This is a genomic window from Stackebrandtia soli, assembly GCF_965137155.1.
Classification (GTDB): Bacteria; Actinomycetota; Actinomycetes; order Mycobacteriales; family Micromonosporaceae; genus Stackebrandtia; species Stackebrandtia soli.
The window spans coordinates 141,769-159,912 of sequence record NZ_CBCRZX010000001.1; the positions used below are offsets into that span (position 1 = coordinate 141,769).

The window sequence follows — 18,144 nt, forward strand, 5'->3', positions numbered from 1 at the left end:
ATCTCGAGGGAAGGATGAAGTCCCTACGATGACTGGATGTCGATCGAACGGGCGAGAAACGCGTACGCGCTTCGGGCACAGGAATACATTGACAGATTCGGGCTCATCGACGCCGCCGCGGACGCGGACCGAGAGTTCGTCTTGGCCTGGGCCAATGGCGTTCAGGGGCGGATCATCGACGTGGGATGCGGGCCCGGCCACTGGACGAACTACCTGCACGGGGCGAATGTCGACATCGAGGGCATCGATCCGGTGCCGGAGTTCATCGATCACGCGCGGCGGCAGTATCCCGAGCTCCGGTTTCGAACCGGCAGCGCTGGCGATCTCGAGGTCGACGACGGAACCTTGGGCGGGATTCTCTCCTGGTACTCGCTCATCCACACAGAGCCCGACCAGATCAACGGGATGCTGACCGAGTTCGCGAGGTGCCTCCACCCGACCGGGAGCATCCTGATCGGATTCTTCGAGGGGCCGAAGCTCGAACCCTTCGATCACGCCGTGACGACCGCGTACCGCTGGCCGATCGACGAGTTCTCCAATGCCGTGACGAAGGCCGGGTTCACGATCACCGATACGCGGACTCGCACCGATCCAGGGGTCCGCCCCCAGGCCACGATCGTCGCCCACCGTTCACAGTAGAACCTGCATCGCCTGTTACCGAGGCCGTCAGTCGAAGATCTCGGCGACATGGACTGTGATGCGTTGCTCGTTGCCGTCGACCACGAGATACCAGCGGTCGTCATAGGGCACCTGAAGGACGACCGGACTCATGTCGTAGTAGCCGCCGTAGTAGAGGTGCTCGTCACCGTCGAGGTACGCCTGATAGTGGTCCACGTCCAGGAGGTAGACGTTGGCGGATGAGCCGCGCAGTTCGACCTCGAAGCAAGCACCACCCTCGCAGTCCCCCAGATCCCAGTAGAGATGGTCCACAACGCATTTGTAACACATCGGGTAATCGAGTCGCCACATCCTGATCGAGCCCTGATCCGAAGGGACGCATGGCGACCAGACCCGATGGACTATGAGGACAGTCGAAGAACTCGACCGTGGGCATCACCGCGCCATTGCGTCCGACGCCTTGACATGACCAGCTCGAAGAACCGGAGAACCGCCCTACCGGCCCGCGACTTTTAAAAGCAGAAGACTTCTTCGCGAATAATTCTTCTGCTTTGCTAGGCTCCGGGTCATGACCGACCGCGTCAAGCTAGATGCCGCCGCCCTCCGCGTCCTCGCGCACCCGATGCGGCTGAACCTCCTGGAGCACCTACGGCGGCACGGCCCGGCCACCGCTCGTCAACTCGCCGCGCAGTTCGAACTCGATTCCGGCGCGGCCAGCTATCACCTGCGCCGCTTGGCAGTCGGCGGCCTCATCCATGAGGACACCGGGCGCGGTAACCGCCGTGATCGGTGGTGGCGCGCGACGCACGAGCAATCCGTCCACGATCCGACGTCCCTGCCGGACGAACAGGCGGCCAGCCGTGAATACACCCAAGCCGTGGTGACGTCCTATGCCGAGCGCCTGCGCCAGGTTGCCGGACAGGTCCCCGTGCTGTCCGAGGAGTGGTTCAACGCGTCGGTGTTCAGCGACCACGCGCTCCGGCTGACTGCCGCCGGGTTGGAGGAACTCAAACACGAGTTGCACGAGGTCATCGCCCGTCACGCCGCCGAAACGCAGTCCACCGAAGACGCCGCGACGGTCATCGTGGGGCTGCAGGCCTACCCGTTGTGGACGGACTGATGCCGCAGCAGACCATCCCGAAGTTCCCGACCCGCCCCGTTGGTCGAGATCCCAACGTACTGCGATGGCTGGGCGCCTATACGACCTCCGTGACCGGCGACGTCGTCTTCTACATGTCGCTATCGTGGGCGGTTGTCCACAGTGCCGGACCGGCCGCGTTGGGGGCGATCCTTGCCGTCGGGGCAGTACCGCGTGCGGTGCTGATGCTCGCCGGAGGCGTTCTGGCCGATCGGGTCGGGCCCCGTCGGCTCGTCCTCTTCAGCGACGCGGCGCGGTGTCTGGCGATCCTCGTGGGAGCCGGTTGGTTCCTGATCACCGAAACGCTGTGGCCGTTGCTGGCGATGTCATTGGTGTTCGGATTGGCCGACGCGGTGTTCATGCCCGCCGTCGGCGCCCTGCCACCGCGCATGACCGACACGGAACAACTCACCCGCGTGCAGGCACTGCGATCGTTGTCCGTGCGGATCAGCAACGCCGTCGGCCCCCTTCTCGGCGCGGTCGTCTTGGCCGTGCTCGGCCCGCCGGGGGCATTCGGCCTCGTCGGGCTGCTGTTCATCGTGTCGATTCCGCTGATCGCCTCGCTCCGGCTCCGACCGCTCGTCTCAAGCACCGTGCGGTCCGGAACGCCGGTATGGCGCGACTTCATCGACGGGTTGACGTACCTGCGCGGCGCTCGTCCACTGTTTCGGTTGGTGCTGGTCATCGGTCTCGGCGAGTTGGTTTTCAGCGGCCCTCTCGCCACGGGGTTGGTCCTGTTGACCGACGAGCGGGATTGGGGACCAGCCGTGCTCGGCATGGCCATGGCCGCTTTCAGTGCTGGAGGCATCGCGTCTGGGCTTGTCCTCACCACCATCAAGAGAACCGGACGCCCCGGTCTGACGCTGACCGTGTCATTGGCCGCCAGTGCGGTGTTGGTGATGGCCTTGACTGTCGTCACGACTCCCGCGATGGCCATTGCGGTGCTCGCCGTGCTCGGGGGGACCACCGCGATGTCGATGGTCATCGGCACCGCCGAGCTTCAGGCCCGCACCGAGCCCCGATATCTCGGACGCATCACGTCCGTGACCACTTTGTTCACCATCGGCCTCAGTCCGCTGCTCCTGCCCGCCGCCGGACTGATCACCGCCGCTTGGGGAACCGGCGTGTTCTTCACCGCCTGCGCCGTCGTCTGCCTGACCGCCGCGGTTATCGCCCGCCGAGTCACGTCCGACACCGTACTCACCACAAAGGAATCTTCCTGAGGTCGTTCGCCGACCGGCCGCCGCTCACAACGTCGCCTTTGAGACGAGGCAGCAACCGGTGGGTCGACAAGAGGGTCGGCCCCGCAGTGCGGGTGCCCTTCCGTGGCCACTGGGAGCAGGTCTGCGCCGGTCAGCAAGCTGTAAGGGTCTCCCATACCGGCCACGGCACGCCCTCGCCCTCCGCTGGCAGAGCCACATGACACCCGTCATGACCACGCGGACCGGGGGAAACGTTGACATGTCGTCACTGAATAATGTGAGGCGAGGCTGCGAGCGCATGCCTTTTTCACTCGGGGAACCCGGAGCACTCCGCCATGAAGTACACCGTCTCGATCGAGATCGCCCTGCCGCGGGAGAGGGTGGTGCAGCTGCTCGCCGACCCTGCGCACATGTCGAAGTGGCTGCGGGGTCTGGTACTGCACGAGCCGTTGAGTGGGGTGCACGGGCAGGTCGGTACCAAATCGCGGGTCGTGATGGAGATGGGGAAGCAGAAGATCGAGTGCACCGAGACCATCACGCGCCGGGAACCGACAGACCTGCGCGGGATCCCGGAAGGACACGTCGTTCACTTCGACCGCAAGATCGTCGGTGAGGGCATGTGGAGCGCCGTGCGCGACCGGCTGACCGAAGCCGGCCCGGAGACGACACTCTGGGCGAGCGAGAACGAATACCGGTTCAGTGGTTTGCTGATGCGGCTGGTGGGACTCCTGATGCCCGGCGCCTTCCGCAAGCAGTCGCTACAGCACATGGAGGACTTCAAGGCCTTCGCGGAGCAGGGAAAGGACGTCCGCGAAGCGAAGGACTGATGCTCGTCTCCCGAAGCTTGGGGAGCCGCCGAGCAACGGCAGGCCGACCGCTGCCTCCGGCTTCTCGTGCTCGTCAAGTGACTCACCGGATGCCGCAGCATCGAACATGACCACCGGTTCTAGAACCTCGGTTGGGGGTCCTTCATGCCAACCGAGAGTGCTTTGAATCGCGTCGATCGCAGCCGAAACAGGTTCACTTTCGGAAGGCGAACAATGCCGTTCCAATCCCATCTGGACCGAACGCCATCCACCGCACACACCAGCAATGCCCGCCGAGCGCAATACTCATCAGCTTCATACACCACCATCCCCTTAAGCCAACCAGATCACCTGGGCAGGAACATGGGGCGTCGACGGTTGTGTTCGGCGGAGTGTGGGCACCGCCGGGGCGAGCGAACGCGCTTCTCGTGCGCTTGAACGGCGGGGTGTGTCAGCTTCCGATGAAGGCGCGCCAGGTCTGTGGGCCGACTATGCCGTCGGCGGTGAGGCCCATGTGCCACTGCCAGAATCGAACGGTCGAGGCGGTCATGCCGCCGAAGATCCCGTCGACGGCGAGGCTCGCTCCGAGATTGTTCAGCTGGACCTGAAGCGCTTTCACCGCACTGCCTCGGGCTCCCTCGGAGATGGTGACCGCGAGCGCCGACCAGGTCTGCGCTCCGATGATCCCGTCGGCGGTGAGGCCCTTTCGAGACTGGAACGCTTTGACGGCCGCAGCGGTGCCCGAACCGTAAGCGCCGTCGGCGGTCGTCGTGTGGCCCCACGCCGTCAGCAGATGCTGTGCCGTGCGCACATCGGCTCCCGTGCTGCCGATCCTCAGTACCGGCCATGCCGGAATCGCGGTGATCCCGGACGAGGACGTGCGTGGCGGGTCGATTGAACCGGCCATCGCGGCCGGGGCGGAACCGATGGCGACGATGGTCGCGAGCGTGACGACGATGGCGCGCGCACCGCGTCGGCCGACGTGAAGTGACATCGTGATTTCTCCGATCGTTGATCATGCGGCGGGGCGGATCGACGACCTGCCGTGAGCTGAGCGAGCGGGACCGCTCGAGAGAGGGTTGTCAAGCTTGTGCGACATCGGGCGTGGCCAAAGTGCGGGCCATGACCGGCGCCTTCGTTGAACTGGGAGCCGAGGGGCGATCGGCACGGAGGACAGGATGCCTCATGACATCTACCGCTGTCAATGCTTGGATCTTTAACTGACTCACCCAATCCGGAGCGCCGACTTGCATTGGCAGGCGATCGCTTTCACTCCGGACCCCGAACTAAGGCATCCGGCTTCAGCAGAACCAGCCGTTCTGGACCCAACCACGGCGGTTGATGTGGCCGTACGCGAACCCGTAGACCCAGTTGCCGCCGGCCTCCTCGACCAGGAAGGTCTGACCTTTATAAAGCGTTCCCATCCACGCGCCGTGCGGGGCGGTGACGCGGACGAAAAGGCTCTCGGCGCAGACGGTCTCCCGCACGCCGACCGAGCCGTTGGCCGCCGACGCGGGTGTGGTCGTCAACGTCAGGCTGAGCGCCGTGACCAGGGTGGTCAGCACGAGCACCGCGCGGGCCCGACGCGAAATGATGCTTCTCATGGGTTTCCTCCGAACTCGCGCCGACGGCTCGCCGCGTTTGAGTGCGTACGCGTTACCAGGAACCGAAGCCACCGAGGCATTCGATACGGACGAAGCCCCAGTCGTTGGGGCCGAAGTCGAACGTCGCCGCCCAACCGTTGTAGACCGGGTGAGCGCCACGGGTGTGACCCACCTTGTTGCCGTAGCCGAGCGTCCTTTTCAGACCGACGGGCCCAGAGGCACTGTCGTAGTTGTCGTAGAAGCTGGCGCTTTCGCAGACGATGACGGCGTGCGTGGGAACGGTCGGGTCGGCGTGAGCGACGGACGGAACCGCGATCGTGGCCGCCAGTACGGAACCGACGACGATCGCCGCCCTCAAACGCTTCTTCATGAGTCTCCTCCACGACCGACACGAGAGACGTCGGCCCAAGTCACCTGCCGGGCGTGGTGCGCGAGCACCGCCTCCAGAGTCCCGTACATATCGACAGCAATCAATCCTAGGCGCCACAATGGGACCACAACGTCCCCGCCGAAGCCGCCGACGACGCGGCAGCCTGCCCGCGACCTCGATCGGGCCGCAGATTCACAGCGCCGAGCGGACCGCCCCAACTCAGGCCGCACGCCAATCATCGGGAAGCACGCATCGGCCCCAGCCCGCCAACCACACAACGGACGAAGGCCGCACGTTACGAGATGACCGTTCCGGAACCGACCAGGCGCGCCGCTTTCGGAAGTCCTCGAGCACCGCCACTCGCCGTCTCCCCCACGGCGCAGTATCACTCAAAAGTGGAACCTTGAGAGTCGAGGCCCTTGACCTATCGACTTCCGGTTTCTGCTATGGAGCGACCACATCCTGCTAACGTACCGACCATGCCTAAGAGTCACCTTTTCATCACTCGACTCGCGGTGGTGGGAGTGTCCCTCGGGCTGATCTCCGCACCGACACCCGCGTTCGCAGCGTCCTGGGCCACCGCCCCGCTCGTCGCCGAGACCTTCCGGGACGCGACCGCCGATCCGCGATTCCAGGGCTACGGGTCCGCGTGTTTGACCGGAGCCGCAGCGGGCACCTCCGGGTCGTTGGATTCGTGTGAGACGCATCAGGGCGGGCCGGTGCCACCCATCGACGGAGCGCCGTACGGGTTCCTCCAGCTCACCGACGCGAGCAACGACCAGTCGGGCGCCGTCCTGTTCGATCAACCGATCCCGTCCAACGAGGGTGTTCAGGTGACGTTCGACCAGTACCAGTACGGATCGACCACCCCGATCGCGGACGCGGACGGAATCTCGTTCTTTCTCGTGGACGGCGCCGGCGGGCTGACGGAGCCCGGGGCGTTCGGCGGGAGTCTCGGCTACGCGCAGAAACTCCCCAATGACGACCCCTCCCAGCCATTCCTGCCCGGTGTGGACAACGGATACCTTGGCGTCGGCTTGGACGTGCTCGGCAACTACTTCGGAGACTGGGAACAGCGCGGAAACGGTTGTGCGGAACGGTCCCCCGCCGGAACGGGCTTCCACGTCCCCGGGCCCGGACAGAACATGGTGACGGTCCGCGGCCCCGGCGATGGCGTCGACGGATACTGCTTCCTGACCGCCACGACCAGCAACTTCACCACGACAGGACCATGGCCCTCGACCTTGCCCGGAGACCTGCAGGGACCGTTGACGACCATGCCGCCCGGCGTCACGCCGCAGGAGGCCGACACGTTGCTACGCGACTCGGCCCGCACCGTCACCGTGGCGGTGTCGCCCGCTCCATCACCGCAGGTCACCGTCGACATCGACTTCCACGACGGCAATGGAACCCAACGCGTCCTCGACTTCGCCGCGCCCGAACCCGTCCCGGACAGCTACAAGTTCGGATTCGCCGCGTCCACGGGCCTGTTCACCGACGTCCATCTCATAGGGAACCTCAGCGTCCGCACCGAGCGCCCGTTGCCCGTGCTCGGCCTGGAGAAGAGCGCCGACACCTCACGGACATACCGCGTCGGCGACGTCATCGACTACACGTACAACGTGACGAACGAATCCGGCGTCACCATCGAGGACATCGAAATCGACGACGACCGTGTTCGCGACATCGAATGCGACTCGACCTCTCTCGCTCCCATCGGCGAACCGGGTGACAGCACCACCTGCCACGGCGAGTACACCGTGACCGCGTCCGACGGCAAGGACGGCGAGGTCGTCAACCACGCCATCGCGTCCGGGCAGGACGGCGCGGTCCTGTCTCCGGAAGCAACGGTCACCGTCAAGACGGCGGCGGATCCCAAGCCGCACCCGAAACCGCAGCCGAAGCCCAAGCCCGTGCTCCCGGTGACCGGCAGGGACGTCACACCGTTCGCCCTCCTGGGCGTGGTCCTGACCGCTCTCGGCGCGATCGGACTGTTCGTTAGCCGCCGCCTGCGCTCCTGACCGGACGGCCACGGGGCGCCGTTGCGGACCTCGTGGTGATGCTGGATCACCGCACGTCCGAGCGCGGTGTCGCTCGCCCGAACGGGGCCCGGGTCCGAACACGTTCACCGAGGCCCATTCACCGCGCTCGACCGCTTTGACCGTCCTTTGCGCGTGCGTGCCACGTGACGTGATCGGGGGTGCGAAAGGGGTACCGGGGTGGGAGTTCGTCGGTTCTCGGGTTCGCGAACGGCCGCGCGGTCGCGACATCCGGGCCCCGCTCGAAGCCTTGACCGGTCGAGGTGGACGGACCCACAACCCCGTGATCTCGTCCTGACGCGTCGATTGCCTCCAGCCTGACATTTCGTCGCCACATGCTCCCATTCGGCCAGAGTTCGAGGGAAGTCATGGTCAGATAGCCACATTGTGCAGAGCAGCGATACTCGACGATTGTGTGGTGCGGGCAGTGCGTGATCGGCCGACGAACGATGAATCCCCAGCCGAGTTCTCGCAGTCGCGCGCCCGGACTCGGTGGGAGCGCGCGCATCGACAGATCGCCAGTGACCGGGTCACCGGAGCCTTGATCGGCCCGGGGCCGGATCTCGAGTACCTGACGAGGTATCAGCCGCCACCGGCGGTGGCGCGGCATGTGCTGCTGGTAGTGCCGTCCGATCAGGAACCCACTCTGTTCGTTCCGGTGTCGCTGGTGACGACCGTCGAATCCCTCGTGGCGGACGGTGTCGATGTTCGGGGAACGACGGCGAACCGCGATCTTCATTCGCACATCGCCGAGGTCCTGCCGTACGGGAAACGAGTCGGCTTCTCCGAAGACATGCCGGCCGGGCACCTCTCCCGCCTCCAAGCTCTTCGCCCGGACGTCGAGTTCGTACCGCTGACGGCGACGTCTCTGGCATTTCGCATAGTCAAGGACGCCGAGGAGATCTCGCTGTTGAAGGACGCCGCGGCGGCCGCTGACGCCTGCTTCGACACCTTCACCTCCACCGGAATCCGTGACCTCAGCGACCGCGAGTTGGCCGAACGAATGATCGCCGCCATGCACTCGCATGGTTACGACCACATCGACTTCGTCATGGTGGACTCGGGAACGGGCACGGCACGACCCCACCACGAGACCTTGCACGGCGCGTATCCACGATCCTCAGAACGCCGTATCGCCGAGGGCGATCCGGTCCTCATCGATTTCGGCGGCATCCGAAACGGTTACGGGTCCGACCTGGCCCGCACCGTCGTCGCCGATCGAACGCCCGACGCGACGCTCCGCTCCGTCCACGAAGTCGTCCGTGAGGCGCTCGAAGCGGCGATGAGCGTCATCCGACCCGGCGCGTCCTGTAAGGACATCGACGCCGCGGCGCGTTCCGTCATCGACGAGGCGGGCTACGGGGACTTCTATCCGCACATGACGGGGCATGGGGTCGGCATGACGACGTTCGAGCCGCCGTACATCGACCCCGGGGAACTGGGACGGGTCGCGTCCGGCATGTGCTTCTCGCTCGAACCGGCCGTCTACCTGCCGGGGCGCTTCGGCGTGCGACTGGAGGACGTCGTCGTCGTGACCGAGTCCGGGGTGGAGCGACTGACCCGGTCCGACCACACCGTGCGGGTCGTGTGATCGAGCCCCTGACGCGGTGACGCGAGCGTCAAGGCTCCCGTCCCAGTCGCGACGGCCCCTGATCCCTCGCGCGCACCACGTCCGACTACCATCACCAACACTCCGGTCTCCGCGATATCCATTTCGGATCCACGCCTGGCCCCTCGCCGGAATCCAACGACAGAGGGGTATTGCCAGATGAAGTATCGAGGACTCGTCGCCATCGCGTTGATCAGTGGCGCGATCTCGCCGGGCCCGGCCTTCGCGGAGCCCGAAGACTGCGCTCCCGCGCGGGCCAAGCTCGAGAACGGCGGCTTCGAGGAGCCGTTCCTCGGAGGGTCCATCAAGAAGGTCAGCGCGGACGACATTCCCCCTTGGCGTACGACCGCGGCCGACAACCTGATCGAGGTGTGGGGCCCCGGGAACGAGTGGGCCAACCGAGGCACCGAAGTGGAGGCCGCTTCGGGACGCCAGTTCGTGGAACTGAACGCCAACGTCGCTTCGGCCCTCTATCAGGACATCTCGACCACACCGAACACAACGGTCTATTGGGGACTCGAGCATCGTGCGAGGGATCAGACCGCCGGGGACGACATCGACACCATGAACGTCGTCGCGGGTCCTCCCGGGGGTCCCTACGTCGAACTGGGCGAGTTCGCCGATGGGGAACACTCATGGACGCAGCACCTCGGAAGCTATGAGGCCCCGGCTGGACAGACCGTGACGCGTTTCGGTTTCAACGCCGTCGACACCGGGGCCGGGGACCCGACAATCGGCAACTTCCTCGACGGGATCGAGTTCGGCGACCCCGCCTGCCTGTCGATTTCCAAGGACGCCGACCCACGGCCGGGAAGCAGTGTCCAACCCGGTGATCACATCGATTACACGATCACCGTCGCCAACGTCGGTGGGAACTCATCGAACGACACCGCCATCACGGACACGATCCCCGAGGGAGCGACCTACCTACCCGGCAGCGCCACAATCGACGGATCGACGCAGACGGATTCCACCGACGGGGATCGCGCGGAGTACGACCCGTCGACGCGGGCGCTGACATTCCGTGTCGGAGACGGCGCGGGCCCGACCGATGAGGGCACCGTCGCTGTCGGAGACACGGTGTCGGTCGGATTCACGGTGGAAGTCGACGACATCGGCACCGTCATCTCCAACCGCGCCACCGTGACGTATCTACTGCCCTTGCTCGCCCAGCAGGTGAGCACAAAGTCGGCCGAAGTCCGACACGACGTCGTCGTACCTCCGCACCTGGCGGTCACCGGTAATGGTCTCGAGTCATGGATCGCGGTCGGCGCCGCCCTCGTGGCGACCGGGGCCATCGGCGTCTTCGTGACACGACGGCGCTCCGGCCACTCCGTGATGACGTGAGCGACGTCGTTCTCCGCGCCCGGACGAACACCGCCTTGGACGCCGAACGCCTGAGATCTGACACGACTGCGACCCGATCGGAAGGAGGTCGACTGTTCGCGGAACGGCGCCGCGACGCGCGAACACGGCGAGCTCGGCCCGACCGACATTCCAGACCAGGCCTGTTCGCACCCATGTGCGACGGCAGCGCCTGAACCCTTCACTCGCCAGGCCGACGACGGTGCCCTACACACCATCGTCGACGACGTCGCGCTGTCCTTGTTCACGACACTGGCGCGAGAACCCGCGCACTCCGATCGCGACAACCGACCGAGCGCCCCGATCGCGGTCCATCTCGCCATCCGACCACGAACACGACATCACTGCGCTTAATCGCGTTGGCCGGTGCCGTCGGGCACGGTCAGGCAGGATGTCCCGTATGGGCGATGACTACCGATTCGACGACCTACGGGCCATGTACGTCAACTGCACGCTCAAGCCGTCGCCGGAGAAGAGCAACACCGAGGGGCTCATCGACCGAAGTCGCGCGGTCATGGAAAAGCGAGGCGTGACCACCGAACTCATTCGCGCCGTCGACGAGGACATCGCCCCCGGCGTGCAGCCGGACATGACCGAGCACGGGGCGGCCACCGACGCGTGGCCGGGCCTGTATCGCCGAATCCTGGAAGCCGACATCCTCGTGTTGGCGGGACCGATCTGGCTGGGTGACAACTCCTCGGTCATGAAACGCGTCATCGAACGGCTCTACTCGTGCTCGGGTGAACTCAACGACGCCGGGCAGTACGTCTACTACGGAAAGGTCGGGGGCTGTCTGATCACGGGCAACGAGGACGGCATCAAGCACTGTGCCATGGACGTCCTTTACAGCCTCCAGCACATCGGATACACGATTCCACCGCAGTCCGACGCGGGCTGGATCGGCGAGGCGGGCCCGGGGCCGTCGTATCTGGACGAGGGATCCGGTGGCCCGGACAACGACTTCACCAACCGCAACACGACCTTCGCCGCCTGGAACCTGATGCACATGGCCGCGATGTTGAAGCGCTCCGGTGGCATACCGGCCTACGGCAACAAGCCGTCCGACTGGGCGTCTGGCGAGCGATACGGCTTCGAGAACCCGGAGTAGCGATGACGGACAGGACACCCGGACGCCTCGGCGTCCCCCCGTTCGGCGGGGCCCGGGCCGCGCTCGACCCGACTCCGACCTTGAGCCCTACCCGTCGCTCTGCGCGTGAATCGCCGCCGAGCTGTGTTGCTCGGGAATGGTCGGCGCTGGACCGTCGCTGAATCGGGACGCGCGATATCGCCGCGCCAGGTCGATCGTGAGCCGTTGCAGAAGATCCGCTGCGTCGACGCACTGATCCGTGCTGTACCAGGAGGACCAGCGGGCCAAAGCGTCGATCTCGGACGCCCTGACGGCTATCAACCGGGTGTCGTCCGCCCCGTTGAGGTCGGCCAGAACGTGCGAGTGCAGGTGGGTCTCGTACAACGATCGCGCCCGATCCTCGGGCGACACGGCGTCCACACGCTCGGGGTGGTAGCCGCTGAGCGAGGTCAGGAGTCGATCCAGCCCGGTGCCACGGGAGTCGTAGGCAGGTTCCTCCTCGCTCCCGACATCCTCCGGGAACGCCAGCGCGGCGGTCACGAACGAACTGACCCGTTGCGGCGCCGGCACCAGTCCAGCGCCCATGTAACTGTCGCGGTCCTCGATCTCACGGTCGGCAGTCTCCACGTAAAGCTGCCAGCCGAAGAGGGACGACCAGTACAGGGCGACGTCCACGCAGCGCGGCCCGCCCAGCGACCGCACGTAGTTCTCGGGGATCGCGAGATGTGCCAGGACTTCCGGAAGCCCCTGGTCTCCGAGGCCCCAGTCATCGTCCATGATGTCCAGGCCCCGAACGGGAACGCCGTCTTCCAGCAGTGATGTCACGGTCGCGATCAGATAACCGCCAGCCGCAGCGGAGATCGCTTTGATGCGCTCGGGTTCATCCATACCGGGAGAGTACATCCCACACAGGACCGGCCCCGGAAACTGAGACTTCGGGCCTTTCGGCGACTCACGTGCGGCGGGGTCGGAGCGCGAGAACTGGTACACCTGGGTCGGTCACGTCGCCGTTTCGTCCGATTGTGTCCAGAGCTCCCGAGCCGGGCGCGCGTGGAAAGGCCGAGAAGTGCTGGTTCTGCGGTGAACCGTCGCGGTTCGGGGATCACTTGCGAGCCAATACGTATCGGGACATGCGGGAGACCTTCCCCGCGGTGGCCGTCCATCGAGAGTGGAATAAGACGTGGGTGGACGTGGGCCGGTTCCGACGGCTGCCGGCATGGACTCGGAGTCGATCGGGTGGCCTCGCGGATCCTGGTCGGATCGGCGGTCGTCACCGGGCTCGCCATGCTGGGGGCGCGCTCGGCTGGGCGAAGTGATGGGGGTTGCCGTCGTCTGTTGTGGCCGACGCGCTGGCCGCTGCCGTGGTCCGGCATCCGCCGAGGGCGGTTCGGCCGGCGCCGGTTGGCGCCCGGGCTCGAGCGGTACGGGCGCGAGCATACCGCCGTCCCACGACTGACCGAGAAGCGTTGGAACCACGCCGCAGGTCACGACACCTGACCCGCGTGCCACGAGCGGCACTTCAACACCGACTGTCAGTGTGACGCCGAAGCCCAATCGAGGGCATCTCTTTATTGTGGACGGTTTGTGCGTTTTGCGATCGTCAGGGACACGAGCCGGCGACGACGATCCGGATAGGACGTGACTTGTGTCGATCGGATCGGAATGTTCAGGCGGAACTCGCATCCCGGGATTCCGACGCGGTTCGGCCGTCACGATATCAGAGCCAATCCGTGTGCGAATGTGGAACTTTCGCGACGTCACCGCGGAAGATCGAGTACGAAGAGCCATTCAGGGCCGAAGACAAATCGGGGAGGGCGCTCCCCACCCCATTGACTTGAGAACGGTTGTCGGGCTTAATCGTCTGGACCTCTGTTCCTACAGGGGCTCCGGCAAAGAAACGAGAAGAAGCTGAAGCGAGCGACAAGACTGTGGCGCACGACCCGCGCCGTAGCGGTCACGCTGGCGGCGGCGTCCGGCATCCTGGTCGCCGGGTCCACTCAGGCATCAGCGGCCGACTACTACTATGAACTCCCCTACCCGGCCGGCGAGTCCTACATGGTCACGCAAGGCCCCGAAGGAACGTACTCGCACGTCGGGCCGTACAACGAGTACGCCTGGGACTTCGGCCTCCCCGCCAACTACGAGGTCTCGGCCGCCCAAGGTGGAGAGATCCTCGTATCGGACTGGTCACCGTACTGGCAGAACGGCATCGAGGTCATCATTCGACACTCGAACGGCACCTGCACCCATTACGCGCACTTGAACAGGGCGATCTACAACACCGGCGACTGGGTCCCCCAAGGCCGAGTCGTCGGCTGGTCCGGCAGCACCGGAGCATCGACCGCGCCGCACCTTCACTTCCAGGTGATCAACTGCTACACCCGCGTCGGCATTCCCGCCACCCTCCAAGGCTGGACCCCTTACACGGGAACCTGGCCGCAAAGCGTGAATTACTACGCCTGATCGCGAACCCGGCGCACGGACCGTATTCGCGGTCCGTGCACCGCACGTTCCATCGATCGACCACACAGAACATCGAATGATCCCCGACTGAAGCCGGGAACACGCGCGTCGCGATTATGAGAATGATTCACGACCGAATTCAACATCCAATACTGCTTACCGTTAATGGCCTGACATCCGAATCGCTTGACTGGCCACGGCGAACCCACGCCGATATCACGCGCTCGGACGACACGCCATGAGTCGCTTCCGATGCCGCATAAAAAGGCCGCCACCTCCATGAAGACAGAGGCGGCGGCCGTTCCGATGGGGACTATCCGACGCGGTAGGCGTGGATGATGGTGTGCTCGAAGGTGCTGCCGTTGTCGTCGGTTCCCTTGGCGCGCAAAGAGACGTAACCCTTATCGGGGTTGTCGACGCTGAAGGAGCCGTCGTCGAGGGTGACCTCGGTCCAGGTCTCGCCGTCGTCGAGGGACACCTCGATCACGAGATCATCGGCGCCGATCGCCTCGGTGCCAGCTTCCGTGAGGTAGTCGACGACCGTGGATTCACCGGCCGGCGCCGTGTTGGCGTCGTCCAGCCCGTCCGGCATGAAGCGAACCGTCGGCAGGAGAACGAACGAGCCCTCCTCGTTGAACTGCGATTCGAAGGTCCATGTAGAACTGATCCGAGTGGACAGGTCCGTCCTGGACTGCTCCGATTCGGCTTCCATTCGGAAGGTGCCCGACTCCTCGGAGTCGAAGTAGCCGACGCCCGAATCCTCCGACTCACCGACGAGTTCGTCACCGAAGTAGAGCTTCGTGCTGGCGGAGTCGGTCGCGATGTCACCAATGTTCCCCGGTGTGCCCTCACAGTGCATGAAGGACACCACCGTCATCTCGCTCGCGGAGCGATCACTGAACGCGGCGCATGGACCGATGACGGCCGTTCCCCAGGTCTCGTCGTAGGTCTCGCCCGCCTCGTAGTCGCGCACAGCGCCGTCCTGACCGCGCAGGAAGGCGTAGGTCTCGGCGTCGACCTGCTCGAACGAGCCGGACCACTGGACCTCGGGCGTCACGTTGATGTACTCGTGCTGCGTCGTCTCGGAGCCGACGGCCTGGCCGGTGCCGATGCCCATGCCGTTCTCGAGTGTCGCGTCCCAGGACCGGAAGGACACGGAGGTGTCGTCTGCCGGGTAGCGATAGTCGACGATGATCTTCGCCAGATCCGACTTGGCCACGTCCCGGGTGTATCCGGTCGGGAAACCGTCCTCCGCGAAGGTGATGGTGTAACCCTGGGGGATCTTTCCCGTGCCGTTGGCGCCGGCCTGCTGCTGAGTTGACCAACGGCCGTGGAAGACGGTCGTGGTCTCGCCCCGGGTGTCCTCACCGACCTGCGTGATGTTCAACTGCGACAGGTCATCGACGAGCGCCATCGTGGACAGTGACCAGTCCTCACCGATGACGCGGTCGGCCACGAGCGCGGCCAAACCGGGTGTGGCCTTATTGTTCGGGACGGTGATGTCGACCGGTCCCGCGTCGCGCGCGTCGAAGGTGACCGCCGTGCCCTCGGCGACGACGAGCACCGGGTAGTAGAGCAACGTGAGTTCGCCGCTGTCCGCGTCCTCCATCCAGACGTTCACGTGGTACTCCCCTGCGGGAAGGCGCACCTCATCACCCTTTTCGGACACTCGGACGTCGTACCAGGTGTCGTTGTCCAGGGAGATCATCGAGACGTTCGCGGCCGCGGCGGCACCATCGGCGCCGAGCGCGTCGAATGAGACGGTGTGGCTCTCGGGCTCGGCGTAGACGCCGACGGGAACGACGACCGACGTGGTTCCATCGGTCGCGGTGACGTGCGCGGTGTAGTAGCCCGGGTCGGCGGTGAGGGCCAGGTCGGTCGTGATGTCGACCGTGGCGGTTCCGCCTGCGGGAATCTCGATGCTCTGGACGTTCGTCGTGAACATGCCCTCGGGAGCGGCTCCGCCGGGGCCGTTCGACGCCAGCGCGAGGTCGAGATTCAGTGCGGTGTCACCGGGGTTGTGAAGAGTCACGGTCTCGGTGACGGGCTCGTCGTCCTGCTGCGGCCAGGCGGCGATGCCCAGCGACACTGCGGACGGTTCGGCGTAGGCGTCCTGGGCGATGGCCCGGGTGACGTCGACGCGGCCCGCGCCCTGTTCGAAGGCAGTGAGGTCACCGTTCGGCTTCGCGGACGCCATAATGGCGGCCTTCAGACGCGCCGCGGACCAGTCGCGGTGCTGTTGCGCGAGAAGCGCGGCGGTGCCCGCGACGTGCGGAGTCGCCATCGAGGTCCCGGAGGCGGAGACGTAGCCGTCGCCGACCGGGGGGCCCATCTCGGTACCCGCCGCCTGTGCGGCGACGATGTCGACACCCGGCGCGGTGATCTCCGGTTTCAGGCCGTAGTCACCGACGCGCGGTCCGCGGCTGGAGAACTCGGCGAGTTGGTCTTCATCGTCAACGGCGCCAACGGATAGCGCCGATGGCGCGCTGCTGGGCGATCCGACCGTCTCATCAGAGCCGTCGTTTCCGGCGGCGATGACGAACAGCGTGTCGAACTCGGCGGTGAGGTCTTCGACGGCCTGCTCCAGCGGGTCCATCTCGGGGGTGTCCCAGCCGCCGAGGCTGAGGTTGACGATGTTCGCGCCCTGTTCGGCGGCCCATTCCATTCCGGCGAGGATGTCCGACTCCTCGCAGCCGTCCATGACGCAGACCTTGCCGATGAGCAGGTTCGCGTCCGGGGCGACTCCCCTGTAGAGGCCGCCGGAATCGGCTCCCGATCCCGCGATGGTCGAGGCGACATGGGTTCCGTGACCGACGTTGTCGGTCGTGTCGTCGCCGCCGGTGAAGTCCTCGAGGCCGACGATCGAGTCGGTCAGGTCACGGTGGTCGGCGTCGATGCCGGTGTCGAGGACGGCGATGTTGACGCCCTGACCGGTGTAGCCGGCGTCCCACGCGTCCGGGGCGCCGATCTGGCCGACGCTGTGGTCGAGCAGCAGTTCGCGCTTCCCGTCGAGCCAGACACGGTCCACGCCACCGGTGAGCGTCGTGACGTCACCGGCCGTCGTCATGGCGGCCCACAGTTCACCGGTGGCGCTCTTCGGTTGCTCCGTCGCGACGAAGCCGAGCGTCGGCATGGACGCGGTGATCTTCGCTCCCGCGTTGTCGGCGACCTGTGCGGAGCCGTCACCGGTCTCCGTCAGCAGCGGGATCGAGTCCCTCTTCGTGTCGCCGTATCCGTCCTTGATGAGGGTGGTGACATCGAACAGTCGCTTGTCGAGTTTGCCGGTGTCGACGAGGGTTCTGGCGTCGCTCGGCAGGACGAAGGTCTTGCCGTTGAACGACTCTACGGCGAAGTTGACGCCTTCACGGCCCTCTCCGGGCGTGATGCGCGGCGCGATCTTCGCGTTGCCGGTATCGATGGTGACCCGGTCCCCGGTGATCAGGGTGATGGTCTGGACGTTCTGCGGGTCGGACGCCCATTCCGGGGTCGCGCCCGCCGGGTCGGACCATGCCCACGGCCCGGCCGCGAGCGTGACGCCGAGCGCGGTGGCCGTGACCGCCGCCCCCACGACGATGGCGCGGCGTCGGGGTCGTCCACCGAACAGTCTTCTCTTTTGACTCACACGTGCCTCCTGGTGCGGTCGGCTTGAGGGGCGACCGCATCGATTGGGTGCAGGGGCCGGGCCGGTGTCCAGCGACTCGGCGACGACTCGCGTCACCGTGTCCAGGACCGGACCGTCGGGACGGTTCGGCGCTGACGCTCGACGCGTGCCTCGCACATTGCTGGGATCAACGGACGACCTCTACGCGCATGCCCTACGACATACGCAATCAGATGACGAGA

At 65.7% G+C, this 18,144-nt stretch carries 15 protein-coding genes; 9 read left to right on the plus strand and 6 right to left on the minus strand.

The window, feature by feature from the left end:
* The first annotated feature begins 36 nt into the window (after positions 1-36).
* Positions 37-639 (plus strand): class I SAM-dependent methyltransferase, encoded by a 603-nt coding sequence (locus ACM9NP_RS00695; protein WP_415644557.1) that lies wholly within the window; start codon positions 37-39, stop codon positions 637-639.
* Positions 640-666: 27 nt separating this feature from the next.
* Here the strand turns inward: ACM9NP_RS00695 and ACM9NP_RS00700 are convergent, their stop codons facing one another.
* A complete protein-coding gene (locus tag ACM9NP_RS00700; RefSeq protein WP_415644558.1) occupies positions 667-930 on the minus strand; it encodes a DUF1883 domain-containing protein in 264 nt (87 codons plus the stop codon).
* 256 nt (positions 931-1,186) lie between these two features.
* On the opposite strand from ACM9NP_RS00700, the gene ACM9NP_RS00705 reads away from it, so the two are divergent.
* The 3 genes from ACM9NP_RS00705 to ACM9NP_RS00715 all read left to right on the plus strand — a co-directional run bounded on the left by ACM9NP_RS00705 (position 1,187) and on the right by ACM9NP_RS00715 (position 3,785).
* Positions 1,187-1,738: a helix-turn-helix domain-containing protein gene (locus tag ACM9NP_RS00705; RefSeq protein ID WP_415644559.1), complete on the plus strand. Its 552-nt coding sequence runs from the start codon at positions 1,187-1,189 to the stop codon at positions 1,736-1,738.
* Entirely contained in the window at positions 1,738-2,979 is a 1,242-nt protein-coding gene (locus ACM9NP_RS00710) for an MFS transporter (protein WP_415644560.1), read from the plus strand. The genes ACM9NP_RS00705 and ACM9NP_RS00710 overlap by 1 nt, the downstream gene beginning before the upstream one ends.
* A gap of 314 nt (positions 2,980-3,293) precedes the next feature.
* A complete protein-coding gene (locus tag ACM9NP_RS00715; protein WP_415644561.1) occupies positions 3,294-3,785 on the plus strand; it encodes an SRPBCC family protein in 492 nt (163 codons plus the stop codon).
* A 430-nt stretch (positions 3,786-4,215) separates the two neighbouring features.
* On the opposite strand, the gene ACM9NP_RS00720 is transcribed toward ACM9NP_RS00715, so the two are convergent.
* The 3 genes from ACM9NP_RS00720 to ACM9NP_RS00730 form a co-directional block, all read right to left on the minus strand.
* Positions 4,216-4,758 carry a peptidoglycan-binding domain-containing protein gene (locus ACM9NP_RS00720; RefSeq protein ID WP_415644562.1) on the minus strand — a complete coding sequence of 181 codons (543 nt, stop codon included), beginning with the start codon at positions 4,756-4,758 and terminating at the stop codon, positions 4,216-4,218.
* A 307-nt stretch (positions 4,759-5,065) separates the two neighbouring features.
* A complete protein-coding gene (locus tag ACM9NP_RS00725) occupies positions 5,066-5,368 on the minus strand; it encodes a hypothetical protein (protein ID WP_415644563.1) in 303 nt (100 codons plus the stop codon).
* A 52-nt stretch (positions 5,369-5,420) separates the two neighbouring features.
* Positions 5,421-5,738, minus strand: coding sequence for a hypothetical protein (locus ACM9NP_RS00730; protein WP_415644564.1), 318 nt, complete (start codon positions 5,736-5,738; stop codon positions 5,421-5,423).
* A gap of 479 nt (positions 5,739-6,217) precedes the next feature.
* Between ACM9NP_RS00730 and ACM9NP_RS00735 the strand changes: the two genes are divergently transcribed.
* The 4 genes from ACM9NP_RS00735 to ACM9NP_RS00750 all read left to right on the plus strand — a co-directional run bounded on the left by ACM9NP_RS00735 (position 6,218) and on the right by ACM9NP_RS00750 (position 11,859).
* Positions 6,218-7,759: a DUF7507 domain-containing protein gene (locus ACM9NP_RS00735; RefSeq protein WP_415644565.1), complete on the plus strand. Its 1,542-nt coding sequence runs from the start codon at positions 6,218-6,220 to the stop codon at positions 7,757-7,759.
* A gap of 445 nt (positions 7,760-8,204) precedes the next feature.
* A complete protein-coding gene (locus ACM9NP_RS00740; RefSeq protein ID WP_415644566.1) occupies positions 8,205-9,368 on the plus strand; it encodes a M24 family metallopeptidase in 1,164 nt (387 codons plus the stop codon).
* Between the two features lie 177 nt (positions 9,369-9,545).
* Entirely contained in the window at positions 9,546-10,733 is a 1,188-nt protein-coding gene (locus ACM9NP_RS00745; RefSeq protein ID WP_415644567.1) for an isopeptide-forming domain-containing fimbrial protein, read from the plus strand.
* 418 nt (positions 10,734-11,151) lie between these two features.
* On the plus strand, positions 11,152-11,859 hold the full coding sequence (locus tag ACM9NP_RS00750) for a flavodoxin family protein (RefSeq protein ID WP_415644568.1): 708 nt from the start codon (positions 11,152-11,154) through the stop codon (positions 11,857-11,859).
* An 87-nt stretch (positions 11,860-11,946) separates the two neighbouring features.
* Here the strand turns inward: ACM9NP_RS00750 and ACM9NP_RS00755 are convergent, their stop codons facing one another.
* A complete protein-coding gene (locus ACM9NP_RS00755; protein ID WP_415644569.1) occupies positions 11,947-12,726 on the minus strand; it encodes a DUF6292 family protein in 780 nt (259 codons plus the stop codon).
* 1,071 nt (positions 12,727-13,797) lie between these two features.
* Here ACM9NP_RS00755 and ACM9NP_RS00760 point away from each other — a divergent pair.
* Positions 13,798-14,301: a M23 family metallopeptidase gene (locus ACM9NP_RS00760; RefSeq protein WP_415644661.1), complete on the plus strand. Its 504-nt coding sequence runs from the start codon at positions 13,798-13,800 to the stop codon at positions 14,299-14,301.
* A 313-nt stretch (positions 14,302-14,614) separates the two neighbouring features.
* On the opposite strand, the gene ACM9NP_RS00765 is transcribed toward ACM9NP_RS00760, so the two are convergent.
* Positions 14,615-17,923 carry a S8 family serine peptidase gene (locus ACM9NP_RS00765; protein ID WP_415644570.1) on the minus strand — a complete coding sequence of 1,103 codons (3,309 nt, stop codon included), beginning with the start codon at positions 17,921-17,923 and terminating at the stop codon, positions 14,615-14,617.
* Between the last annotated feature and the right edge of the window lie 221 nt (positions 17,924-18,144).